The 23,114-nt window shown below is 72.0% G+C and carries 18 protein-coding genes; 5 read left to right on the top strand and 13 right to left on the bottom strand.

Going from position 1 to position 23,114, the window contains the following annotated elements; genetic code table 11:
- Positions 1-62 precede the first annotated feature (62 nt).
- The 11 genes from HD593_RS48390 to thrC form a co-directional block, all read right to left on the bottom strand.
- Entirely contained in the window at positions 63-431 is a 369-nt protein-coding gene (locus HD593_RS48390; protein ID WP_185109618.1) for a hypothetical protein, read from the bottom strand.
- Positions 431-2,758 (bottom strand): hypothetical protein, encoded by a 2,328-nt coding sequence (locus HD593_RS48395; protein ID WP_185109619.1) that lies wholly within the window; start codon positions 2,756-2,758, stop codon positions 431-433. Before HD593_RS48395 ends, HD593_RS48390 begins: the two co-directional genes overlap by 1 nt.
- A gap of 88 nt (positions 2,759-2,846) precedes the next feature.
- Positions 2,847-3,494, bottom strand: a complete 648-nt coding sequence (locus tag HD593_RS48400; protein ID WP_185109620.1) for an L-threonylcarbamoyladenylate synthase — start codon at positions 3,492-3,494, stop codon at positions 2,847-2,849.
- Positions 3,495-3,504: 10 nt separating this feature from the next.
- On the bottom strand, positions 3,505-4,359 hold the full coding sequence (gene prmC / locus HD593_RS48405; protein WP_080042514.1) for a peptide chain release factor N(5)-glutamine methyltransferase: 855 nt from the start codon (positions 4,357-4,359) through the stop codon (positions 3,505-3,507).
- Positions 4,356-5,408, bottom strand: coding sequence for a peptide chain release factor 1 (prfA, locus tag HD593_RS48410; protein ID WP_185109621.1), 1,053 nt, complete (start codon positions 5,406-5,408; stop codon positions 4,356-4,358). The genes prmC and prfA overlap by 4 nt, the downstream gene beginning before the upstream one ends.
- 90 nt (positions 5,409-5,498) lie before the next feature.
- Complete coding sequence (rpmE, locus tag HD593_RS48415) at positions 5,499-5,717, bottom strand: 50S ribosomal protein L31 (RefSeq protein WP_043616312.1); 219 nt, start codon at positions 5,715-5,717, stop codon at positions 5,499-5,501.
- Between the two features lie 126 nt (positions 5,718-5,843).
- Entirely contained in the window at positions 5,844-6,479 is a 636-nt protein-coding gene (locus HD593_RS48420; RefSeq protein WP_185109622.1) for a response regulator, read from the bottom strand.
- A gap of 50 nt (positions 6,480-6,529) precedes the next feature.
- Positions 6,530-7,792 (bottom strand): sensor histidine kinase, encoded by a 1,263-nt coding sequence (locus HD593_RS48425; RefSeq protein ID WP_221525347.1) that lies wholly within the window; start codon positions 7,790-7,792, stop codon positions 6,530-6,532.
- A 141-nt stretch (positions 7,793-7,933) separates the two neighbouring features.
- Positions 7,934-9,976, bottom strand: coding sequence for a transcription termination factor Rho (gene rho / locus HD593_RS48430; protein ID WP_185109623.1), 2,043 nt, complete (start codon positions 9,974-9,976; stop codon positions 7,934-7,936).
- 457 nt (positions 9,977-10,433) lie between these two features.
- Positions 10,434-11,354 carry a homoserine kinase gene (thrB, locus tag HD593_RS48435; RefSeq protein WP_185109624.1) on the bottom strand — a complete coding sequence of 307 codons (921 nt, stop codon included), beginning with the start codon at positions 11,352-11,354 and terminating at the stop codon, positions 10,434-10,436.
- Between the two features lie 27 nt (positions 11,355-11,381).
- The gene (thrC, locus tag HD593_RS48440; RefSeq protein WP_185109625.1) at positions 11,382-12,440 is read right to left on the bottom strand and encodes a threonine synthase; all 1,059 of its coding nucleotides are present in this window, start codon (positions 12,438-12,440) and stop codon (positions 11,382-11,384) included.
- Between the two features lie 241 nt (positions 12,441-12,681).
- Between thrC and HD593_RS48445 the strand changes: the two genes are divergently transcribed.
- Entirely contained in the window at positions 12,682-14,103 is a 1,422-nt protein-coding gene (locus HD593_RS48445) for a glycosyltransferase family 2 protein (RefSeq protein ID WP_312904278.1), read from the top strand.
- 469 nt (positions 14,104-14,572) lie between these two features.
- Here HD593_RS48445 and HD593_RS48450 read toward each other — a convergent pair whose 3' ends face one another.
- Positions 14,573-16,201, bottom strand: coding sequence for a glycosyltransferase family 2 protein (locus HD593_RS48450; RefSeq protein ID WP_185109627.1), 1,629 nt, complete (start codon positions 16,199-16,201; stop codon positions 14,573-14,575).
- Complete coding sequence (locus HD593_RS48455) at positions 16,198-17,295, bottom strand: glycosyltransferase family 2 protein (protein ID WP_185109628.1); 1,098 nt, start codon at positions 17,293-17,295, stop codon at positions 16,198-16,200. The genes HD593_RS48450 and HD593_RS48455 overlap by 4 nt, the downstream gene beginning before the upstream one ends.
- A 239-nt stretch (positions 17,296-17,534) precedes the next feature.
- On the opposite strand from HD593_RS48455, the gene HD593_RS48460 reads away from it, so the two are divergent.
- Genes HD593_RS48460 through HD593_RS64005 form a run of 4 tightly spaced genes read left to right on the top strand, consistent with a single transcriptional unit; the run spans position 17,535 to position 23,114 of the window.
- Positions 17,535-17,996: a hypothetical protein gene (locus HD593_RS48460; RefSeq protein ID WP_185109629.1), complete on the top strand. Its 462-nt coding sequence runs from the start codon at positions 17,535-17,537 to the stop codon at positions 17,994-17,996.
- Positions 17,993-19,486, top strand: coding sequence for a glycosyltransferase family 2 protein (locus HD593_RS48465; RefSeq protein ID WP_185109630.1), 1,494 nt, complete (start codon positions 17,993-17,995; stop codon positions 19,484-19,486). Before HD593_RS48460 ends, HD593_RS48465 begins: the two co-directional genes overlap by 4 nt.
- Positions 19,483-21,405 carry a glycosyltransferase gene (locus HD593_RS48470; protein WP_185109631.1) on the top strand — a complete coding sequence of 641 codons (1,923 nt, stop codon included), beginning with the start codon at positions 19,483-19,485 and terminating at the stop codon, positions 21,403-21,405. Before HD593_RS48465 ends, HD593_RS48470 begins: the two co-directional genes overlap by 4 nt.
- Positions 21,402-23,114, top strand: a complete 1,713-nt coding sequence (locus HD593_RS64005; RefSeq protein WP_185109632.1) for a glycosyltransferase family 2 protein — start codon at positions 21,402-21,404, stop codon at positions 23,112-23,114. The genes HD593_RS48470 and HD593_RS64005 overlap by 4 nt, the downstream gene beginning before the upstream one ends.

Consider the following 23,114-nt stretch of genomic DNA (forward strand, 5'->3'; position numbering starts at 1 on the left):
TCCCCACTGTACGCCCCAATGTCCGTTTCTCCCATACACCGGTGATTCCCCGAAATTTCATCTCACCAGAAGGGTTGCGGCACATCCGTCGTCCGTACCCACCGGGGCATGTCCTCCGCCGCGTCGCTGATCGACGTCAGGATGGAGTGGCGGTAGAGCGCCAGCCTGCGCCGCCACTCGCGGAGGTCCTCCACGTAGCGCTCGCCCACCGGGGCGTCCCACGTCTGGGGGCTCCTGGCCAGCGAGTACGCCTTGTCGAGGGCGGTCCTGAGCGTCTCGAGCTGCGGCAGGACCTCGTCCCACGCCTCGACCAGCTTCTGGTAGTCGGGATTGAACTTCCAGGGGTGCTGGAGGCCGTCCAGGCCGCCCGGGGAGGCGGGCGGGGCCTCGTTGCGGCCCCTGGCCCTGGGGGCCGGCGGGTCGGCGTACATCACTGGCTCCTCTCCGGCCGGCCCGGGTCGATCGCCCCTGGCGGGCCGTCCGGCCCGACGTCCTCAGGGGCCCATTCGCCCTTGCCGTACTCGCCTGGGGGGATCTGGACGGAGGGCATGTCCTGGGGCTGGATGTCGCGGTGGTGGTCTATCACCGTTCTCAGGGCGTCCAGGGTGGGTGGGGTCGTGTCGGAGGTGACGACGTCACTGCCGTCGTCCGCCCACGAGGTGGCGGCGTCCTGGCCTGCCGTGGGATCGGTGCCGGGCTCGACGTCGTAGGCGATCAAGATGTTGTACGGGGAACCTGCACCGCGGCCCGCTTCGACACCGCCACCCCCTGGTCCCGCCACAGCGCCGCTGCCGCCGCCCGCCTCCGCTTGCTCCGCCGGGCCAGAGCCATCGGCCCCGGCACCACCTGCGGCCCCTACGCCGCCGCCCGCCTCCGTACCGGCACTGCCGCCGGCCACAGCTGCGCCGCTTCCGCCGTTCCCCTCCGCACCAGCTCCACCGCCTGCCACCGCAGCATCAGCACTCACTGGCGGCTGTGACGGCTGGCCGGCTCCGTAGCCGGTCTCCGACGTGCGGCCCGGTGCGGGCTGCTCCGTGTCGCCGTGTTGGCCTGTCTCCGGGGCTGTGGGCGGCGTGTCGGCGTTGCCGGTGGGTGTCTCGGCGGGGTTGGTCGGCGGGATGGCCACGGGCTCTCCCGGGCCGCCTCTGCCCTGCTCAGGCTGGTCTCCTGCCGGACGGTCGCCGGTGGGACGGTCTCCCGTGGGCCGGTCGCCCGTCGGCTGGTCCCCCGTGGGCCGGTCGCCCGTCGGCTGATCCGGCTTCGTGTCCCGATCCGTCGGCGGGGTGCCCGCGTCCCTTCCAGTGCCGTCGTCGCGCGGCGGTGTGCCCGCGTTCCCGCCGGTGCCGTCGTCGCGCGGTGGCGTGCCCGCGTCCCTTCCGGTGCCGTCGTCGCGTGGCGGGGTGTCGGCGTCCTTGCCCGAGTCGCAGGTGTCGTCGCCCGGCGTGGTGGCGACGTCCGATGTCTCCGCGGTCGTGCTGCCCACCGTCGTGGAGTCCGTCGTGGAGGCGCCTGCCGTCGCCGTGCTGCCGGTGCTCGCCGGGTCCGTGGGTGGCGGCGTCGCAGGCGTGTTTCCGCCCGTACTCGGGTTGCCCGCGTCGACCGAGCCTGCGGGTCCGTCCGGACGGATGTCGCGCTCGGCCCATGCGCCCTTGCCGTATTCGCCCTCGGGGACCTGTACGCCGGGCATGTCCTGGGGTGCGATCTGCCGGTGGTCCTCGATGACGGTCTTGAGGGCGTCCAGGTTCGGCGGGGTCGCCTCGGCGGAGACCACGTCGCTGCCGTCGTTGGCGTAGTCGTTGACGTTCGTGGCGTTCGTCGTGCCCGTGCCGTCGGCGGGAAGTTTCGGCATCTCGGCGGGTTGGACCTGGTCCGGGTTCTCCAGCATGTCCTCGATCACCGCCGCCTGGGGCGCGTCGAGCGGCACCTGGAGGACCTTGACGCCATCGACCACCACGACCCTCGGCTTGGTGGCGTCCTGCCCGTCCGATCCGTCCGACCCGTCCGCGGCGGGCGCATCCGTGTCCCTGCCGGAGGTGTCCGAGTCGGTGGGAGGCGGATCCGTGGCAGGCGGGTCCGCGGCAGGCGGGTCTGTAGGAGGCGGGTCCGTGACAGGCGGATCGGTGTCCGTGTCCTTGGCGGGTGGATCCGTCACGCCGCGATCCGGCTCGGTCCCCTGATCGCGCCTGCTGCCCACGTCGTCATCCTTGGGCGTCTCCGCAGGCTGGTCGCCGGTCTTCCCCTCGGAACCGGTCCCGCCGTCCCGCCCCGTCCCCGAGCGCTCCGCGTCGTCGCAAGTCTTCCCGTCGGAACCGGTCTTCCCCTCGGAACCGGTCTTCCCGTCGGATCCGGTCTTCCCCTCGGAACCAGCCCTCCCGTCCGAGCCGGTCGATCCGTCCGAGCCGGTCTTCCCGTCCGAACCGGTGGAGCCGGTCTTCCCCTCGCCGTCCGTCGTCTTGCCGGAGCCGCCACGCGGATTCTCGTACTGCTCGCGATCCCCCCGCACGTCCTTGGGCCCATCACCCCCAGGCGGATCCTCCCGCTTCTCCAGTACGGCGAGCCGCTTGTCGACGTCCTTGACCATCACACCCACGGCATCCGCGACCTGGGCGGGCCGGTGGACGGCCTCGGTGGGCACGCCGGCCCGCTGCATGGCCGCCCTGACCCGGTCCTCGATCCTGCGCATCTCCGTGGCCGCGTGTTTCACCTCGGTCAGCAGGTCACGGACCAGCTGGGGATCCATGCCGTCGTACTTGCCCATGGGCCGCTCCCGGACGTATCGCCGCTCCGGGCCTCACCGTAATCACGGCCCGGACGCGATAGCAGCCGGAATAAGCAGCGGGTATACGTCAGTCGTCGGTGGCGACGTACCCGATGATGCCGCGCAGCTTCTCCACCGGGATGGCCCCGCGCCGCAGCAGCCGGGGCACGGCCGTGGTGAGGTCGAGGATGGTGGAGGGCGTGTTGTCGGTGCTCTTGCCGCCGTCGAGGTAGACCTCGACCGAGTCGCCGAGCTGCTCCTCGGCCTCCTCCGCGGTGGTCGCGGCGGGCGAGCCCGAGCGGTTGGCGCTGGAGACGGCCATCGGGCCGGTCTCCTTGAGCAGGTCGAGCGCGACCGGGTGGAGCGGCATGCGTACGGCCACCGTGCCCTTGGTCTCGCCCAGGTCCCAGGAAAGCGCCCTGTTCGCCTTGCAGACGAGCGTGAGCGGCCCCGGCCAGAAGGCGTCGATCAGGTCCTGCCCGTACGCCCCCAGGTCGTCCACGAGCGCCGTGGCGGCTCTGACCGTGCCCACGAGCACGGGCGGCGGCATGTCGCGACCCCGGCCCTTGGCGTCGAGCAGCGACTTGACGGCATCGGGGGTGAAGGCGTCGGCGCCGATGCCGTAGACCGTGTCGGTCGGCAGCACCACCAGGTCGCCGCGGCGCACGGCCGCGGCCGCCTCCATCAGCGCGATGGTCCGCTGGTCGGGATCGGAGCAGTCAAAACGTCGTCCCACGCCGTGCATCCTAGTCCTGGCCCAGCCGGGCCGTGACGAAGCGGTCTCTTCTGGTGAGGTCCTGGCGCAGGCGTACGTCGCGCCAGCCGTTGTCCTCGGGGAACGTCAGGTAGACGGCCCTGCCTTGTTCGTCGGCGTGCTCGACGGCCACCCAGCCGCCGGGGCGCAGCAGGCGCCGGGCCGTGCGTTCCACCGCGCGCACCTCGCCGAGCCCGTCGTCGCCCGAGCCGTACAGGGCCCTGGAGGGGTCGTAGTCGCGCACCTCGGGATCGCGCGGGATCGCGCCGGGCGGGATGTACGGCGGGTTGGAGATGACCAGGTCGACCTTGCCGTTGAGCTCGGGCAGCGCCTCGGCGAGGTCCTCGGGGTGCAGGTGGGTGCGGCCCTGGCCGAGCTCGGAGATGTTGCGCTTGGCCCACGTGTACGCCGCCGGGTCGACCTCCACGGCGTGCACCTCCGCCAGCGCCACCTCCTGGGCGATGGACAGCGCGATCGCGCCCGAGCCGGTGCCGAGGTCGACGACGAGGGGGGCGTTGACGTCCATCTCGCGCAGGGTCTCGATGGCCCAGCCGGCCATCACCTCGGTCTCGGGACGCGGCACGAACACGCCGGGCCCGACGGCCAGCTCCAGGTAGCGGAAGTAGGCGTGGCCGGTGATGTGCTGCAGCGGCTCGCGGGCCTCGCGCCGGGCGACGCCCTCCCAGAACAGCGCGTCGAACTCGGAGTCCTTGACCGTGTGGAGCTCGCTCCTGCGCACGCCGTGGACGAACGCCGCGATCTCCTCCGCGTCGGTGCGCGGCGAAGGAACGCCTGCCTCGGCGAGCCGGGCGGTGGCGAGCGCGATCTCGTCCAGCAGAAATGTCATGAGTGTTGTGCGAGCTTCTCCGCCGTCTCGGCGTCGATGAGGGCCTGGGTGACGGCGGTCAGCTCGCCGTCGAGAACCTGGTCGAGGTTATACGCCTTGAAGCCGACGCGGTGGTCGGAGATGCGGTTTTCCGGGAAGTTGTAGGTGCGTACGCGCTCGGAGCGGTCGACGGTGCGGACCTGCGACTTGCGCTCGGCCTGGGCCGCGGCGTCGGCCTCCTCCTGGGCGATCGCCAGCAGCCGGGCGCGCAGGATGCGCAGGGCCGACTCCTTGTTCTGGAGCTGGCTCTTCTCGTTCTGGCACGAGACGACGGTGCCGGTCGGCAGGTGGGTGATGCGGACCGCGGAGTCGGTGGTGTTGACGCTCTGGCCGCCGGGGCCGCTGGAGCGGTAGACGTCGATGCGCAGGTCGTTGGGGTCGATCTGGACGTCGACCTCCTCCGCCTCCGGGTAGACGAGCACGCCCGCGGCGCTGGTGTGGATGCGGCCCTGGGACTCGGTGACGGGCACCCGCTGCACGCGGTGCACGCCGCCCTCGTACTTCAGCCGCGACCAGACGCCCTCGTCGCCCTTGGCCCGGATGCCGACCGTGACGTCCTTGTAGCCGCCCAGGTCGGAGGGCTGGCTGTCGATGATCTCGGTCTTCCAGCCGAGCCGCTCGGCGTAGCGGAGGTACATGCGCAGCAGGTCGCCCGCGAACAGCGCGGACTCCTCGCCGCCCTCGCCCGCCTTGATCTCCATGATGATGTCCTTGTCATCGTTGGGATCGCGCGGGATGAGCAGGTGCCTGAGCTTGTCCTCGAGCTGCGGGACGCGCTCCTCCAGCTCGGCGGCCTCGGCGGCGAACGCCTCGTCCTCGCCGGCCAGCTCCTTGGCGGCCGTCAGGTCCTCGCGGGTCGACTCCAGCTCGCGGTAGGTGCCGACGATCGGCGTGAGCTGTGAGTAACGACGACCGAGCGTGCGGGCCTTGTTCTGGTCTGCGTGCACGGCGGGGTCGGCGAGCTGCAGCTCCAGCTCGGAATACTCCTTGAGCAACTCGTCGAGGTTCACCGTGGGTCCTTTTTTCGTAAAAGTATGGCCGTTTCACCAACAACGCCGACCCAGACGCACCGGGGTGCGTCAGGGTCGGCGTGGGTGGAGCTACTTGCCCGTGGCCTTCTTGCCGAAGCGCTTCTCGAAGCGGGCCACCCGGCCGCCGGTGTCGAGGATCTTCTGCTTGCCCGTGTAGAACGGGTGGCAGGCCGAGCACACGTCGGCGTGGATGACGCCGTTCTTGGCGGTGCTACGGGTGGTGAACGTGTTACCGCAGGAGCAGGAGACCTGCGTCACGTGATAGTCAGGGTGGATGTCGCGCTTCATCGCTGTCCTTTCGGGGCGCGGCCGCCGGGTCGCCTTCACGCATGGCGTGAACCGGAACCGCGAAATGGTCAGCTACCAGTGTGCCAGATCGTGTAACCATCCCAGGCCATCGGTCATTCCCGTCGATCAGCGTCCCAGGTACGTCAGCACGGCCAGCACCCGCCGGTGGTCCTCGGGCGCCGGGCCCAGGCTCAGCTTGGTGAAGATACCGGAGATGTGCTTCTCCACGGCGCCCTCCGTGACGACCAGGCGGGCCGCGATGGCCGTGTTCGAGCGGCCCTCGGCCATCAGGGCGAGCACCTCGCGCTCGCGGGGCGACAGCGAGTCCAGCGGCGCGCCGCGCCGCTGGCGGCTGAGCAGCTGCACGACCACCTCGGGGTCGATGACCGTGCCGCCCGCCGCCACCTGCCGCACCGCGCCGAGGAACTCCGCCACGTCCGCCACCCGCTCCTTCAGCAGGTAGCCGACGGCCCTGCCGATGAGGTCGCCGGCGTAGCGTTCCTCGACGTACTGCGACAGCACCAGGATCGGGAAGCCGGGCCGCGCCGCCCGTACCTGGAGGGCCGCCCGCAGGCCCTCGTCGGTGTGGGTGGGCGGCATGCGTACGTCGACGATCGCCAGGTCGGGCTCGTGCTCGGACACGGCGGCCACGAGCGCGGCCCCGTCGGAGACGGCGGCCACCGTCTCGATGCCCCCGTCCGCCAGCAGCCGCGCCAGCCCCTCACGCAGCAGTACCGAGTCCTCCGCGATGACCACGCGCATGAGCCAGGCTTACAGGCGGCATGCCGGGCGGTCAATCGCGGCTCGCGCGCCTACCACTCGCACGGCAGTTCGGCGCGGACGATCGTGGGGCCGCCCATGGGGCTGTGCAGCACCAGCACGCCGTCGATGGTGGCCGCCCGGTCGGCCAGCCCGGCCAGCCCGCCGCCGGGGACGATGACGGCCCCGCCGATGCCGTTGTCCCACACGTCCACGACCACGCCCCGGCGATCCCTGATCACCGTGACCGAGGCCTCGGTGGCGGCGGAGTGCTTGGCCATGTTGGCCAGCGACTCGGCCACGATGAAGTACGCGATGCTCTCCACCGCGGGCGGCGGCCGTTCGTCCAGCTCGACCGAGACGTCCACCCTGATCGGCGCCCGCGCGGCCAGCCCCGACAGGGCCGCGTCCAGCCCGCGGTCGCTCAGGATGGCCGGGTGGATGCCCCGGGCGAGGTTGCGCAGCTCGGCGATGGCCGCCTTGGTGCCGGCGTGGGCCTGCGCGATGAGCTCCCTGACGGTCTCCGGGTCGCTGTCGAACTTCGACTGCGCCCGTCCCAGGTCCACCGCCACCGACAGCAGCCGCTGCTGGGCGCCGTCGTGCAGGTCGCGCTCGATCCTGCGCCGCTCGGCCTCCGCCGCGTCGACCCCGCGGGCCCTGCTGGCCCGCAGCCGCTCCTCCTCGCCGCCGCCGAGCAGCACCGTCGCCAGCGTCCCGTGCAACCAGGCCATTCCTCTTGCCAGGTACGCGCTCAGCACCAGCAGCAGCACGCCGAAGAAACCGGCGATCCAGGCCTCGGACCAGCTCTCGACGAAGTACCCGCTGCCGCCCGCCCCCTGCTCCATCGGGTACAGGATGGGGGCCAGCAGCAGCCCGCCCGTCCCCATCCACATGGCGAACGACACCACGGCCTCGACCGCGCCGAGCGGCAGCAGCATGAGCAGGTAACCCAGGTCCCGCCAGGTCGCCGGGTCCTTCAGCAGCCACTGCACGTGCGCGCCCAGCCCCCGTTGCGGGCGCGGCCGGTAGGGGTCGGCGAGGCGGACGCCGAACGCCAGCCGCTGCAGCCGCCGCTCCAGCCGGGCCCCGCCGCGCCACAGCAGCACGGTGGCGATCGCCAGCGGCACCCCGACCCAGACCACCGTCAGGGCGAGCGAGACGGAGATGGTGATGGCCAGCACGAAATACCACATCAGCCCGAGCGCCCCGCTGACCAGCAGGTACGGCGCCGCACGCCACGTCATCGGGTCCACCAGCACACCGAGCGGCCCCAGAGGCCCCAACGGCACGCGGTCCTTCAACGCCACCGTTCGCATGCAGCAAGCGTGCCCCGGCGGCGGTGGCACGGGAATACGGGAAGCAACCGAAGGGGGGTAGGGCTAGCCCCACCCCCCTTCCCCGGGAACGCGAAAGGGGGCGGCAGGCGCACCTGCCACCCCCTCACGTACGCGAGGCCGCTAGTCGCGGTCGTTGCTCACCGTGGTCTTCTGGACCTGGAGGAGGAACTCCGCGTTGGACTTCGTCTCCTTCATCTTCTCCAGGAGCAGCTCCAGCGCCTGCTGCATGTCGAGCGCGTGCAGGACGCGCCGCAGCTTCCAGACGATCTGCAGCTCCTCCTTGGCCATGAGGATCTCTTCCTTACGCGTGCTGGACGCGTCGACGTCCACCGCGGGGAAGATGCGCTTGTCGGCCAGGGAACGGTTGAGCTTGAGCTCCATGTTGCCGGTGCCCTTGAACTCCTCGAAGATGACCTCGTCCATCTTGGACCCGGTCTCGACCAGGGCCGTGGCGAGGATCGTCAGCGAGCCGCCGTTCTCAATGTTGCGGGCGGCGCCGAAGAAGCGCTTGGGCGGGTAGAGCGCCGTGGAGTCGACACCACCGGACAGGATGCGCCCGGACGCCGGCGCGGCCAGGTTGTAGGCGCGGCCGAGACGGGTGATCGAGTCGAGCAGGACGACCACGTCGTGGCCCAGCTCCACCAGGCGCTTGGCGCGCTCGATCGCGAGCTCGGCGACCGTGGTGTGGTCCTCGGCGGGACGGTCGAAGGTCGAGTGGATGACCTCGCCCTTGACCGACCGCTGCATGTCGGTGACCTCTTCAGGCCGCTCGTCCACGAGCACGACCATGAGGTGGCACTCGGGGTTGTTGCGGGTCAGCGCGTTGGCGATGGCCTGCAGCACCATCGTCTTACCGGCCTTGGGCGGGGAGACGATGAGGCCGCGCTGGCCCTTGCCGATCGGGGAGACGAGGTCGATGATCCGCGTGGTGAGGATGTTCGGCTCGGTCTCCAGGCGCAGGCGCTCCTGCGGGTAGAGCGGCGTCAGCTTGTTGAAGTCGGGCCGGTTGCGGGCCTGCTCCGGATCCATGCCGTTGACGGTGTCGAGGCGGACCAGGGCGTTGAACTTCTCGCGGCGCTCGCCCTCGCGCGGCTGCCTGACGGCGCCGGTGATGACGTCGCCCTTGCGCAGGCCGTTGCGGCGGATCTGGGCCAGCGAGACGTAGACGTCGTTGCTGCCAGGCAGGTAGCCGCTGGTCCTGACAAACGCGTAGTTGTCGAGGATGTCGAGGATGCCGGCGATCGGGATGAGCACGTCGTCGTCGCCGATGACGGGCTCGCCCGTCTCGAAGCGCTCGCGGCCACGCCCGCGGTTGCGCTCGCGGAAGCGGCCCCTGCGGCCACGGCCGCCGCGCTCGTCGTCGTCCCCGCCGCCCCGCTGGTCGCCACGGCTGTCGGCGGCGACGCGGTCGCGCTGCTCGCCACGGCCGCCGTCACGACCGTCTCGGCCGTCACGACCGTCGCGGCCACCGTCACGGCCGTCGCGGCCGTCACGGGCCCCGTCACGAGCGCCGTCACGAGCGCTGTCGCGTCCGCCGTCACGGCTGCTCTCGGCGCGGCCGCCCTCACCGCGGTCGCTGCCGCGGTCGCCGCGCTCGCGGCGCTCGCCACGGCTGCGGCGCTCGCGCCGGCTCTCGCCGCGCTCGGAGCGCGACTCGCCCTGCTGCGTCTCCGCGGGCTGGGCCTGCTGCTCCACGACGGGCTCCGCCGGAGCGGCGACCGGCTCGGGCGCGGCGGCCACGGGCGCGGGAGTCACCTCCGCGGCCTGCGCCGCGACGGGCTGCGGAGCGGTCTCCTCAGCGGGCTTGTCAGCGGTCTTGGTGCGGGAACGTTCCCTGCGCGTACGGGTGGGCCGCTCGGCCGCGGGCGCCGCCTCCGCCGCGGGGGCGGGCGACTCGGCCACAGCCGCGGCCGTTGGTGCGCCGTCTCCGGAACCGCCACCCTGCTTCTCCTGGATGGCCGCGATGAGCTGGCTCTTCCGCATGCGCCCGGTCCCGCTGATGCCCAGCTCCGCTGCCATCTTCTGCAGCTCGGGCAGCACCTTGGCGGACAGGCCGGTGCCGGAGCGACGCGCACGCGGCTTGGCCGCGGCGCGGGTGGGGGTGTCGCCGGACGCGGGCTCAGCGCCTGATGCGTCGGAGAGGAGTTCGGTGGTGTCGCTCAACTAAAAGGTCCTTCCCAGGGGTCGGGCGCCGGATTTGTTCTTCCGGGCGTCCCGGAGGTGCTTGCGATCCGGCGGGACAGACCGGGTCGGGGTGCACTTTGCGATCTTCGGCTGTCGATGGAGACGGCCGCCACTCTTGGGGAGGGGTTCTTCCACGCCGCCGATGGCCCTTGGCGCGTGGCTGACACCCCCCAGATTGCTGTCGCCAACCAGATGTCGATGTGATTCGAACGCGCAGATCCCCGTCGTCGCCACCTCACGTCGAGCCAACCGGGTGTGGGCCAACCGGAGGCAACGGATTCCGGGGAGACAGCCGCGCTGCTTCCGCCTCGCGACGTGAAGCATGATGCAGCGATGTGTGGCTGACAAGCACGCACCCACCAAGGGGGCATCTGGTGCGGCTACCAGCCTAACATCACCAGCGCACACGGCTATTCCCTGAAGGTCTAAAGAGGCATCAGCGTGTCTCGGGGAACTGAACGTTCGCACCAACCGGGTCGACGTCCATTAGCTGGATGTGCCAGTCATTACCCACTTCTGGCGCGATCAAATCCTGCGTATCCGATGTCGAAAACGCAAGAACCGTGGGACCCGCTCCCGAAACGACCGCGGGCACGCCCACTGCACGGAGACGTTCTACCAGATCCGCGCTCGCCCTCATCGCAGGCGCGCGGTAATGCTGATGGAGCCGATCTTCTGTGGCGGCGAGCAGCAGCTCTCGCTCGGGCTTCCGGGTCAGCGCGGCGATCAGCAACGCGGCCCTGCCGGCGTTGAAGGAGGCGTCCTTGTGGGGCACGTCCTTCGGCAGCAGCCCCCTCGCGGCCTCCGTGGACAGCCGCGTCGACGGAACGACGGCGACCGGACGGATGCGCTGGTCAGGAGCTAGTTTCAGCATATGCGGCAGCCCGTCGTGGTCGGACCACGAGATGGTCAGCCCGCCGGCCAGGCAGGGCGCCACGTTGTCGGGATGCCCTTCCATCTCGGTGGCCAGCGCGTACACGTCGTCGTCGGAGAATTCGCTTTCAGCGCGTTCGCTACGAGCCAAAGCGCGCGCGGCGAGAATGCCCGCGCACACGGCCGCCGACGACGATCCCAGCCCCCGTGCGTGCGGGATCCTGTTGCGGCAGTGCAGGTGTATGCCCTCCGGCTGGGGGACGCCCATGCGGTCGAACGTCTTCCGCATGGCCCTGACGACCAGGTGCCCCTCGCCGGAATCCACCTCCCCCGCGCCCTCGCCCTCCACGGTGACGCGCACCCCGCGTTCGCCGGTGAGCGTGGCGCGTACGTCGTCGTGGAGGCTCAGCGCGAGCCCGAGCGCGTCGAAACCCGGCCCCAGGTTCGCCGACGTCGCGGGCACGCGAATGTCAACGGTCCTCATTCGTTCACTTTTCCTCGTCACTCCCCGTCAGGCGAGGTTGAGCGCCGCCGCGGCGGCATGCACGTCGATGGGGATGACCACCGGCGCCGGAGCCCCCGAAATGGCCCAGTCAGGGTCCTTCAGCCCGTTGCCCGTGACCGTGCACACGATCCGCTGCCCCGGCTCAACCATGCCCTGCGCGTGGGCCTGCAGCAACCCCGCGACGCTGGCGGCCGACGCCAGCTCCACGAACACGCCCTCTTCCTGCGCCAGCAGCTTGTACGCGGCCGCGATCTGCCGGTCGGTCACCGCCTGGATGAGCCCCCCCGACTCGTCGCGGGCCGCGGTGGCCAGCGACCAGGAGGCGGGGTTGCCGATGCGGATCGCGGTGGCGATCGTGTGCGGGTGCGCGACCGGCGCGCCCCCGACGATGGGCGCCGCCCCGCTGGCCTGGAAGCCGAACATGCGCGGCCGCTTCGTCGACACGCCGTCGTCCGCGTACTCCTGGTAACCCATCCAGTACGCCGAGATGTTGCCGGCGTTGCCCACCGGGATGCAGTGGATGTCGGGCGCGTCGCCGAGCGCGTCGACGATCTCGAACGCCGCCGTCTTCTGCCCCTGCAGCCTGAACGGGTTGACGGAGTTGACCAGCGCGATCGGGTAGCTGGACGACAGCTTGCGGGTCATCTCCAGACAGTCGTCGAACGACCCCTCGACCTGCAGCAGCGTGGCCCCGTGCACGAGCGCCTGGGCCAGCTTGCCCATGGCGATCTTCCCCCGCGGCACCAGCACGGCACAGGTCAGCCCCGCCCGTACGGCGTAGGCGGCGGCGGACGCCGAGGTGTTGCCGGTGGAGGCGCAGATGACCGCCTTGGCCCCCTCCTCGACCGCCTTGCTGATGGCCATCGTCATCCCGCGGTCCTTGAAGCTGCCCGTCGGGTTGGCCCCTTCCACCTTCAGGTAGACGTCACACCCCGTGAGGGCCGAGACGCGGTGCGCGGGCACCAGCGGCGTGCCGCCCTCGAGCAGCGTGATGACCGGCGTCTTCGCGGTGACCGGAAGACGCTCGCGGTACTCCTCGATGAGGCCACGCCACGACCTGCTCATTGATGACTCCCTACCTGCGGTGTTGGGCACCGAGTGTACGGGGTGCGCGCACTTGGCGCGGAGCCGTGTCCACGAGTCGGACTTGATGCTTAGACAGCAACACTATTCAGGAAATACTCAGCATCTCCCGATAAGGTCTCGGCAGGGGGTCACGACCATGAACGCGCGTCCTGCTTTGAGGCAGAACGACTTTTCACCAGTAGCGGCACCGCGGCTCGGCGCCTGGTCACCCGCCCTTTCCGTGAGCGTGGTGGTACCCGCGCACGGCGGGCAGGACAAGCTCGACCTGACGCTGGCGGCACTGGCCGCGCAGACGTACCCGGCACACCTCATGGAGGTCCTGGTCGTCGACGACGGCAGCCGGCCACCGATCCGGCTGCCCGAGATCCGCCCCGTCAACACCCGCCTCGTACGGGTCGAGGACGGCTGGGGCATCTCCAACGCCGTCAACACCGGCGCCAAGGCCGCCGACGGCGAGATCATCCAGCGGCTCGACTCCGACATGGTGGCCTGCCGCGAGCACATCGAGGCCCTGGCCCGGTGGCACCACGTGACCGACTACCTGGTCACGATCGGGATGAAGAAGTTCGTCGAGCCGCCGTGCGTCACTCCCGGCCAGGTCTTCAGGGCCGGGCACCTGGGAGAGCTGTTCGACCTGGACACGGCCGTGCCGAGCTCGACCGAGGCGACCATCGCCAAGACCGACGGGCTGCGCAAGAGCCGCAACCCGTACCACGTGTGCACGGGCCCGACCTTCGCCCTTCCCCGGGAGGTCTTCCACGCCGTCGGCGGCCTCGACCCGACCGTCATCCGGGGCGAGGACACCGAGTTCTCCTACCGGCTGGCCATGTACGGGGTCGTCTTCGTGCCCGACCTGGACGCCCAGGCCGTACACCTGGGGCTGCCCTCGCAGCACCGCGACCGGGAGCGGGCCGTGCGGGCCGTGGAGCCGTACCTGGCGCACCGGATCCCGCTGCGCAGGGACCTGCGCAAGGACCGGGGGCGGCGGTGGCTGGTGCCGTACGTGGAGGTGGTGCTGGACGTCACCGACACCAGCGAGTCGGTGGTGCGGCAGGCGGTGGCGGCGGCGCTGGACGGCAAGCTGCAGGACATCGTGGTGACGTTGGTGGGGCCGTGGTCACGGCTGTCGTCCGGGCAGCGCTTCGGCCTGTCGGACCCGTGCTTCGAGCTGCGGCTCATGCGCGACCTGTTCGCCAACGACGAACGCATCCGCCTCATCGACGAGGCCGCCCCCACCCCTGCCCCGACCCCGTTCCGGTACCGGGGGCCGGTGGACGTGCCGCTGCATCGGGCGACGCTGGAGCGCATGATCGAGTCGGTGCAGAAGGATCTCGCCGGGGTGCTGGTCGTGGACCTGCCGGACGGGCGTACGGCCCGGCTCGAACGGACGTCGGCGTTGGGGCGGGCGTGCCTGCTCAGCTCGCCCGGGGAGGATCTGGACGAGGTCATCGCCGCCACGCACGGCGTCCGTCACGAACCCCCGGACCGGTTCTGGCCCGTCCCCGCCCAGCCGGAACCGGTCACCATCCCGGCTCCGCCGTCCACGCCCGCTTCTGGGAGTGCTGCGGCTGTTTCGGTGTCGGTGGAGGGGTCGGAGAATTCGCTGCTCCGGCGGCTGAAGTCTGCCTTGCGTCCCAACTGATTTCCTCGGCGGCTCTGTGCCTGCGTCGTGTTGGGTGAGGCGCGGGCGGTTGTGCGTGCGGGGGGTGTGTTCGCGCGAAGGGGGCTTGCGTTTTGGGTGTGCGCCCTTCTGCGAGCGGGCTCGTGCGGTGGGCGTGCAGTGCGCGCAGGGGGTGCTTGTGCGTGAGGGGTGCTCTTGCGTGTTCGCACTTCCTGCCGCTCGCATGGAGGGGCGTTTGCACACAGGGGGTGGTTTTGTGCAGTGAGTCGCTCATGTGCAGGTGTCTGTTCGGGGATGCGTCTTGTGCTGGCCGCTGTGCACGTTGCGCCGGACTCCTCCGTACACCGTCCCGCCGACGCGGCGCCAGAGCACGGGGCGCCGCGCACCCACCAGGCGGCGCGTAACGCTGCGCGCCCGCCCGCCCCCGCATACGCTCAGCACCGGGAAGCGGGTGGGATGCTCCTCTTGATGTCAACCGTTGGGGCCATGATCAGTCGCGGAGGCGTTTGCGGAGGGCGCGTTTCATGGTGGTGGAGACCAGGGTGCGCAGGCCCTGCTGGGCCCGGTTGGCGGCGGCGAGCTGGCGCCGCAGGGCACCGACCTCGCGCCGCAGCTCCACGGTGGACCTGCGCCACCGCCCGGCCTCCTCGCGCCACTTGGCCACCTGCGCCCGCAGCCGCTCGGCTTCCTTGGCGAGCCTGGCGGCCTCCGCCTCGGCCTCCAGCCGGGCCCGGTGGGCGGTGCGCCGGCCCTGCGGAGCCGCCGGTGAGGTGGTGAAGCCGTACGTCTCGCCTTCGACCCAGGACACCCCGGACACCTCGTCCACCACGTCGTCCAGGTCCTCACCGTCGGCGGCGACGAGGCGGGCTCTGGCGAAGGCGGAGGTGCGTTCCAGGCGGGCCGCCACGACGCCGTCGGAGGCGGTTTCGTGGAGGAGCACGTTGACCAGGCCCAGGGCGTCGTCGCGGGCCAGGTCGAGGAGGCGGGCGAGGGTGTCCTCGGCGGGGGCCCAGCCGGCGGGCAGGCGGAGGACGAAGGGGACGGCGGGGTCCACGTCCGCCGTCTCGGCGAGGCGTACGCGGCCCTCGTGCTGGTAGTGCCCGTGGACCAGCACCAGTTCCAGGTCCGGGTCCCGGAGGGGGGCGCGGCGGTCGCGGTCGAGGGTGGGCCAGGGGCCCGTGAGCAGGACCGACACGTCCGGGACGGTGCCGGCGAGCACGGCGTCCACCGTCGTGCGCACGGCGTCGTAGCCGCGCGTGCCGTCCACGACGACCGTGACGTACGGGACCTTCCACTGCCGTCCGGGATGGCCCCTGAGCCAGCGGTAGGCCGGGATGCGGTCGGCGACGAACGCGTGGCTGACCCGGTCGATGGGCTGCTTGTCGCGCATGCGCATGGTGGGCCCGAGGTGGTAGGCGCGCGCGGCGGGCTCGGGGACGAAGACGGCGCCCGCCTGGCCGAGCCGGTAGCCCAGCTCGGTGTCCTGGCCGAGGATCAGCTCCTCGTCCATGGGCCCGGCCGCCTCGATGAGCCTGGCGCTGACGGAGGTGGCGCCGCCGACGTGCAGGCTGAAGGGGCGCTGCGGGTTGTCGGTGAGGCCGTCGGTGCGTTCGACGAGGTCGACGATCCAGGCGTGCGGCTCGGCGGGCTCGAAGTGTCCGGCGAGGTCGTCGGGGAGCTCGGCGGGCAGTTCGGCGGCGGTGAAGCGGATGTAGCCGGTGACGACGAGGTACGGGGCGGCGTGGTGCCAGCGCATGTGGGCCTCGATGGCGCCGGGCGTGAGCACCACGTCGGAGTCGAGCCAGTGGACGACGTCACCGGTGGCCTGGGCCAGGCCGGCGTTGCGGGCGCTGGCCCGGCCGGGGCGGTCGCAGACGACCAGCCGGGCGGCGCTGCCCTCCGGCAGGCGCAGGGGTGGTGAGCTGCCGTTGTCGACGACGATGATCTCGGTGAGCGCGGCCGGGTACGTCTGCCTGCCCAGCGCCGCGAGCACCAGGTCGAGCTTGTCCTGGCCGCCGTAGGCCGGGATGACGACGCTGACCGTCAGCCTGGGGGTGAAGTGCTCGCCGGGAGCGAGCACCCGGTAGTCGTTCCCGCGCACCCTGCCGCGTGTGGTCATGCGGCTTCCAGCGGCGCGGTCGAGGGCTCCATGAGCAGGCTGGGGCGGAAGCCGCGCCACTGGTTCACGGCCACCTTGAGGAAGTGGGCCAGCGGGAGCTGCCAGGTGTGGTCGGCGCTGAGGCCGCGGCGCAGGACATAACCGAGCCCGTGGGTGCGATAGATGCGGGCTTCTGCCTTTTGCGCGGCCTTCAGAAATTCAAGATCCACGGCACGCGGCAATCCAGGAAATCCGCCTATTTCACGGAATTTCGCCATTGCTACCAGGATCGTGCCACCGGCCACATGATCGGCCCAGACCTCGCTCGGATAACTCGCCCCGCTCGCGAACGTCGTCCGCCTGACCGTCGCCTTCAACGGCTCCAGGTAGAAGAACTCGGCCGTGGTGCCCACCACGTCGGCCCCGGTGTAGGCCGTCGCCATCAGCAGGTCGGCCAGGTGCCGCGGGCCGTACCAGTCGTCGTCGTCCCACTTCGCCAGGTAGTCGCCGCTCGCGAGCGCCGCGGCCCGGTTGAGCACCTCGCCGAACGGCACGGACGCGTCCGCCTCCACCCAGCGCACGGGCAGCGAGCAGGCCGAGACCGCCTCGCGCACCTGGTCGTGGCGCACCCCGTGCAGGCCCAGCAGCACCTCCGCGCGCACGTCCCGCTGGCGCTCCATCTGGGCCAGCGCCTGGCCGATCAGGGCGGGCCGCTTGGTCGCCATGACGATGCTGACCTGCGGGACGGCGGTGACGGGGTGGGCGAGGCGGCGCAGCCGTACGCTGTGCTCCTCGCGACGCAGGTCGGCCAGCGAGCGCGCGGTGCCGTCGGCGGCGTGGCCGAGCCAGTCGCGGTCGGTGAGCAGCGCGGCAAGGTCGGCGGGCACCCACGGCGGCGCGTGTCCGGCCGTCAGCGGCACCCCGGCGGCGGCCAGCTCCAGCAGGCCGTCCAGCGGCACCCGGCCGTCCGGCCACTCGATCTCCAGGCCCCGCAGCGGGCGCAGCGCCGGTACGTCGGGCGGCTGGCCCTCCACCGCCCAGCCGGTGTCGCCCCAGTGCAGGCGGGCCAGCCCCTTCTCCGGCGTACGCGTGAAGCCGCAAGGGGTGACGGACATGGGTGGTGTGCTCCTTGACCGTTTGAGAGGTGATCGGCGCCTACCTTACGCCCGTTTTACTGACTAGTAGACGCGCATGCCAGATTCGGCAGGACACCCTGCCGCGTACGGCCTGTGCAGGCTCTGAGCCTGATGATTCGCTGGGAACCTTGGAGAACTCATGGCGCGGTGGTTGCCAATGTTGAATAAGGTGTCAATACTCCCCAGATGTCCGTGAAGCCTCCGATGTCCTCCAAGCCGTGAACGACGAAAGGTATGCGCGGATGCTCTCGCCCCGCCGCCTGGCAGCGACCGCCGCACCCCTCGCAGCACTGGCCCTCGGCGTGCTCGCCCTCCTCGTACTCGCCGACCTGATCACGCTCGGCGCCGCCGCGGCCGCCGTCGCGTTCCTGGTCTCGCTGGCCGCGCTCGCCCTGCTCGTCTTCACCGTGCGCCGCCTGGACGGCAAGGCGCACCGCATCGACCTGCGGATCAAGAAGCACGAGGCCGAGCTGGCCAGGACCACCGCCGCGCTGAAGAACATCGAGACCAGGCTGGACGTGCTGGTGCAGGCTGTCGAGGACTCCGCCGCGCGGCGGGCCGACGACCTCGGCGCGATCCTGGCCTCGCTCGGCGAGGACCGGGTCAACGCCATGGCCAGGGCCCGCGAGGTGGAGGAGCTGCGCGAGGAGGTCAGAGGTCTGGCCAAGGACCGCGTATGACCCGGATCAGGCACAACGACTACGGCGTGCTGCGGCCGCCCGAGCCCGGCACGTGGCGGCCCTCGCTGAAGGTGTCGGTGGTCATCCCGGCCTACGACTGCCAGGAGGCGCTGGACCGGACGGTGCCCGCGCTGGCGCGGCAGACGTACCCGGCCGAGCTGGTCGAGGTGATCGTCGCCGACGACGGCAGCGAGCCGCCGCTGCGGGTGCCGGGAGCGCGGGTCGTACGGGTGACCGGCGGCTGGGGACGCGGCGCGGCTAGGCAGGCCGGGCAGCTCGCGGCCACCGGCGACGTGATCCACTGGCTGGACTCCGACATGATCCTCGCCGACGACCACCTAGAGGCGCACATGCGCTGGCACCACCTGATCGACTACGCGGTGGTGATCGGTGACACGCGGTTCGTGGACGCGCCGGGCGAGGAGGGCGTCCAGTCCGCGTACACGAGGAAGATCCTGGAGTCCACCAGGAGGCTCAAGGACGCGGGGGCGAACCCGTACCTGCTGCACACCGGCGCCTCCTCCTCCGTACGCGCGGACCTGCTGCGCGCGGCGGGCGGCGTGGACGCCTCCCTGAACATGGCCGAGGACACCGAGCTCGGCTACCGGCTGGCCCAGGCGGGCGCGGTGTTCATCCCCGACGCCGAGGCCAGGGCGTGGCACGTCGGGCCCTCCACCGTGATGCTGCGGGAGCGGGAGGTGCACCGGCACAACTGGTCCTACCTGGGCGATCTGATCCCCGACCTGCGCTGGTTGCGCGCGCATCCGCGGCGGCACTGGCTGGTGCCGTACGTGCGGGCGGCGGTGACCGCCACGACGTACGAGGAGACGCGCGCCACCGTCGACTCGGCCCTGGCGGGCACGCTCACCGACGCGGCGGTCACCCTCGTCGGCCCCTGGGGCAAGCTGACCGGCGAGCGGCGCTCGAACCTCGACGACCCCATGCTGGACCTGCGCCTCCTGCACAACCTGTACGCGCACGAGCCGCGCGTGGAGTTCGCGGAGGACGTGCCGGCCTCGGCGGCGCCCGCGCCCTTCCTGGTGACGTTGCCCGCAGGATGGGTGCTGGGCGCCGACACGCTCGCCAGGCTGGTCAAGCACGCCGACCGCGACCTGCTCGGCCTGGTCTGCGTGGCGCTCGCGGAGGGCTCCGGCGGGGTCGTGGCCGCCCGGCTGGAGCGCACGGCCGCCTTCGCGCGTGCCGCGCTGTTCCAGGGCCAGGCCGACGACCTGGTGGACGAGCTGTTCGGGTCGGAGTGGGTCAGCGGCGCCGAGTACGGCGTCGTCCCGGCCGGCGAGGCCGAGCCCCTGTCCGGGGAGCCCGCCAAGTGGCGGGCACTGGCCGGGCAGCGGCTGGCCGAGATCAAGGAGCTGAAGGCCGAGGTGGAACGGCTGTCCGCCGAGGTCGAGCGGCTCTCCGAGACACCCGGCGAGCAGCAGCCGCGCGGCCCGCTGAACTCGATCATGCGCCATCTCCGGAGCGCCGGATGATCGAGCGGTTGCTGGCGGAGCTGCGCGAGGCGCGGGTGTTCCTCGCCGGGATCGACGACGTGGACCACCTGCACGACGCGGTGGACCTGGACCGGGACCTGCTGGAGCCGCACGCGGAGCCCGAGCACTCCCGTGAGGTGGTGGTGCTCGCCAGGACCCCCTCCGACCTGCGCAGGGTCGCCACCCTGCACAAGCTGCTGCCCCAGGCGGAACGGGTGGTCGTCGCCGTGCTCGACACGCCGCCCGCCCATCCCGCGCCCGTGCCCACGCCCACCCCGGCGCACCGCTGGCGGGCGCTCACGGACCTGCGGGTCTACCAGCCGAAGAACCGGGTCTGGGTGGTGGACGCGCGCTTCTCCGCCGCCACGCCCGCGGGCCGTACGGTGACGGCCACGGCCCGGGCGTTCGCCGGGCACCGGCTCGACGTGATCGCGGCGCCGGCGGCGGCCATCGCGGGCGTCGGCGCGGCGGACTGGCGGCCGGGCGACCCGAACGCGACGCCCGCCGAGGTGAGCGGCCCCGTGCCCGAGCGGGTGGGCGCGCCCGGCGGCGACGTGATCCTGCGCACGCTCACGGCGGACGCCATGGGGCCCGATCCCGACCCCGATCCCGCGCAGACCGGGTGGGCCGGAGCCGAGACGCCCATCGAACGGCCCGCGCTGGAGGCCGTGAGCTGGGAGCGGCTGGGCCGGCCCGGCATGACGGACTCGCCGCTGGCCGATCCCGACGTGCTCGCGGAGCCGTCCATGGTCCCGCCCGTGGACGAGCGGCTGGTGAACCCGCAGGGGTTCGTCACCACGCCGTCACGCGGCATGGCGTCGCTGGCCGAGCGCGACGGGCGCTGGTCGGTGGTGCTGGACGGGAAGGCCGTGACGTCGTTCGCCGAGTCGGGCGGCGTCACCGACGCCGACGTGGCCAGGCTGCGCCAGATCAGGGGTGTCGAGGTGGACTGGCGGCACGCGCACAGCGGCCCGCTGACGGCCGTGCGCGTGCTGGCCGGGCTGAGCGCCGCCGGGGTGCCGCTGGTGGCCGGCGCGGTGCCGCGCTGGGCGGGCGCGCTCGGCGACGAGCTCGTCGAATTGCTCACCCGTGAGCCGGACCTGTCGGACGACCTGCGGCGGGAGGAGCACAGCATCCGGCTGCGCCGCGCCGCGCTGCGTACCCACGGGGTGGCCGCCCGGTGGGAGCAGCTCGGCGCGCCCGCGCCCGCTCCCCCGCTCACGTCGGTCCTGCTGGCCACCCGCCGCACCGACATGGTGTCGTTCGCGCTCGGCCAGATCGCCCGCCAGCGCGGCGCCGGCCTGGAGGTGATCCTCGCGCTGCACGGCGTGCCGCAGGGGCATCCGGACGTGGCCGCGGCGATCGCCGCGTACGACGGGCCGCTGACCGTGTTCGAGGCCGACCGTCGGGCCGTCTTCGGCGAGGTGCTGAACCTCGCCGCCGCCAGGGCCTCGGGGTCGTTCCTGCTGAAGATGGACGACGACGACTGGTACGGGCCCGACTTCCTGGCCGACCTGCTGCTGGCGCACGCGTACTCGGGGGCGCAGGTGGTCGGGACGGTGCCGGAGTTCGTCTACCTGTCCTCCATCGACGTCACCGTGCACCGCCACCAGATCACCGAGCAGATCACCAGCTTCGTGGCGGGCGGGACGATCCTGGTGGAGCGGTCGGCGTTCCAGGCGGTGGGCGGGTTCAGGCCGCTGCCGCGCTCGGTGGACACGCAGTTCCAGGAGGCGCTGCAGGCGGCGGGCGGGCAGATCTACCGTACGCACGGGCTCGGGTACATCCTGCGCAGGGGCCCCGCGGCCAACCACACCTGGCAGGAGCCGCTCGGGACGTTCCTGCAGCGCAACAGGCGGCAGTGGCGCGGCTTCCGGCCGAACGCGCTGATGGCGCTCGACGGGAGCCCGCTCCCGTGATCCCGCGCATCCCGCACAACGACTTCGGCGTGCTCGACCCGCCGGCGCTGGGCGGCTGGGAGCCCACGCTCACGGTCACCGTCGTGATCCCGGCCCACGACCGCCAGGAGACGCTGAACCTCACGCTCGCCGCCCTGTCGGCGCAGAGCTACCCCGAGCACCTGCTCGACGTCGTCGTCGTGGACGACGGCAGCGCCACCCCGCTGTCCCTGCCGGAGCTCGCCCCCGCCAGGACCAAGCTCATCTCCAGCCCGCCGGGCGGCTGGGGGCGCGCCTGGGCGGTGCAGGCGGGGCTCGACGCGGCGACGGGCGAGGTCGTGTTCGTGCTGGACGCCGACATGGTGCCGCACCGCCGGCACGTGGAGGCCCAGCTCCGCTGGCACCACCTGGCCCCGTACGTGGTCGCGCTGGGCTGGATCGACTTCACCGGCCCCGGCCCGCTGCCCGCGCCCGAGCAGGTCGTGGCCGCGCTGGCAGAAGGCGCCGAGGAGCGGCTCTTCCCGCTGTCGCCGCACCGCCACGACTGGGCCGAGGAGATCATCCGCGACCACGACGGCCTGCGTACCGCGCCCAGCTCCCTGGCCACCAGGATCCACGTGGGGGCCACGGTGTCGTACCCGGCGGCGTTGCTGCGCGCTGCCGACGGCATGGACACGTCGCTGGTGCTGGCCGAGGACACGGAGCTGGGGTACCGGCTCACGCAGGCGGGCGCGGTGTTCGTGCCCGACCCCGAGTCCAGGGCGTGGCACGTCGGGCTGCCGACGGCGATGCGCGACCACGGGGCGCTGAAGCGGTACAACGATCCGTACGTCGCCGATCGGGTGCCGTACCGGCGTTACCTGCGGACGGACGCGGGGCGGCAGTGGCTGGTGCCGTACGTGGACGTGACGGTGCCGGAGGGCTCGTACGAGGACGTACGGGCCACGGTGGACTCTCTGCTGGCCGGCTCGCTTCCCGACGTCCGGGTCACCGTCACCGGGCCCTGGGAGCTGCTCACCCCCGAGCGGCGCTCGCCCCTGGCCGATCCGCAGCTCGACCTGCGGCTCGTGCACGCCGCCTTCGAGCACGACCCCCGCGTGCACTTCAGCCCGCCCGGCACCGGCACGGCGCCGTTCCGGCTGTCGGTGCCGCCGGGGTGGATCGTCTCGAAGGACACCGTGGAACGCCTGGTGGCGCACCTGGAGGAGCACGACTCGGGCACGTTGTGCGTCGCCCTGGAGGAGACGGCGGGCGGCGTCACGATCGCCCGCCTGGACCGCACGGCGGCGCTTTCCCGCGCCGCCCTGGTGGCCGGGCCGGGGGACGAGCACCTGGACGACCTGGTGTCCGGGCCGGGCGACGAGCACCTGGACGACCTGGTGGACGCCCTGTTCGGGCTGGAGTGGGTGGACGGGGAGACGTGGGGCTTCAAGCGCCGTCCCGCCGTCTACCCGCCGCGCCGGCGGCCCCCGTCGGAGCTGGCGGTGCTCGCGGCCCGGCACGAGCAGGAGCTGGCCCGCTACCGCAAGCGCGTGGCCGCCCTGCGGGCCGAGCTCGCGCAGGCACGCAGGGAGGCGGGCAAGAACGGCAGGGACGCGGCACGGTGGCGCGAGAAGGCCGAGGCCTGGCGCCGCGAGGCGGTGCGGCTGGCCAGGGAACGGAACCGCACCGTGCTCAAGCGCGCGGTACGCCGCGTCCGCAACCTGGCCTTCCCGGGCGACCAGCGTTAA

Origin of the sequence: Nonomuraea rubra, assembly GCF_014207985.1 — a bacterium.
Taxonomy (GTDB): Bacteria; Actinomycetota; Actinomycetes; order Streptosporangiales; family Streptosporangiaceae; genus Nonomuraea; species Nonomuraea rubra.

Excerpts from the sequence above, each read along its gene's own strand:
- thrC (WP_185109625.1), bottom strand. The coding sequence starts at position 12,440 with ATGAGCAGGTCGTGGCGTGGCCTCATCGAGGAGTACCGCGAGCGTCTT.
- thrB (WP_185109624.1), bottom strand. The coding sequence starts at position 11,354 with ATGAGGACCGTTGACATTCGCGTGCCCGCGACGTCGGCGAACCTGGGG.
- HD593_RS48455 (WP_185109628.1), bottom strand. The coding sequence starts at position 17,295 with ATGTCCGTCACCCCTTGCGGCTTCACGCGTACGCCGGAGAAGGGGCTG.
- HD593_RS48420 (WP_185109622.1), bottom strand. The coding sequence starts at position 6,479 with ATGCGCGTGGTCATCGCGGAGGACTCGGTACTGCTGCGTGAGGGGCTG.
- HD593_RS48470 (WP_185109631.1), top strand. The coding sequence starts at position 19,483 with ATGATCGAGCGGTTGCTGGCGGAGCTGCGCGAGGCGCGGGTGTTCCTC.
- HD593_RS48450 (WP_185109627.1), bottom strand. The coding sequence starts at position 16,201 with ATGACCACACGCGGCAGGGTGCGCGGGAACGACTACCGGGTGCTCGCT.
- rpmE (WP_043616312.1), bottom strand. The coding sequence starts at position 5,717 with ATGAAGCGCGACATCCACCCTGACTATCACGTGACGCAGGTCTCCTGC.
- HD593_RS48395 (WP_185109619.1), bottom strand. The coding sequence starts at position 2,758 with ATGGGCAAGTACGACGGCATGGATCCCCAGCTGGTCCGTGACCTGCTG.
- HD593_RS48465 (WP_185109630.1), top strand. The coding sequence starts at position 17,993 with ATGACCCGGATCAGGCACAACGACTACGGCGTGCTGCGGCCGCCCGAG.
- prmC (WP_080042514.1), bottom strand. The coding sequence starts at position 4,359 with ATGACATTTCTGCTGGACGAGATCGCGCTCGCCACCGCCCGGCTCGCC.
- HD593_RS48425 (WP_221525347.1), bottom strand. The coding sequence starts at position 7,792 with ATGCGAACGGTGGCGTTGAAGGACCGCGTGCCGTTGGGGCCTCTGGGG.
- HD593_RS48390 (WP_185109618.1), bottom strand. The coding sequence starts at position 431 with ATGTACGCCGACCCGCCGGCCCCCAGGGCCAGGGGCCGCAACGAGGCC.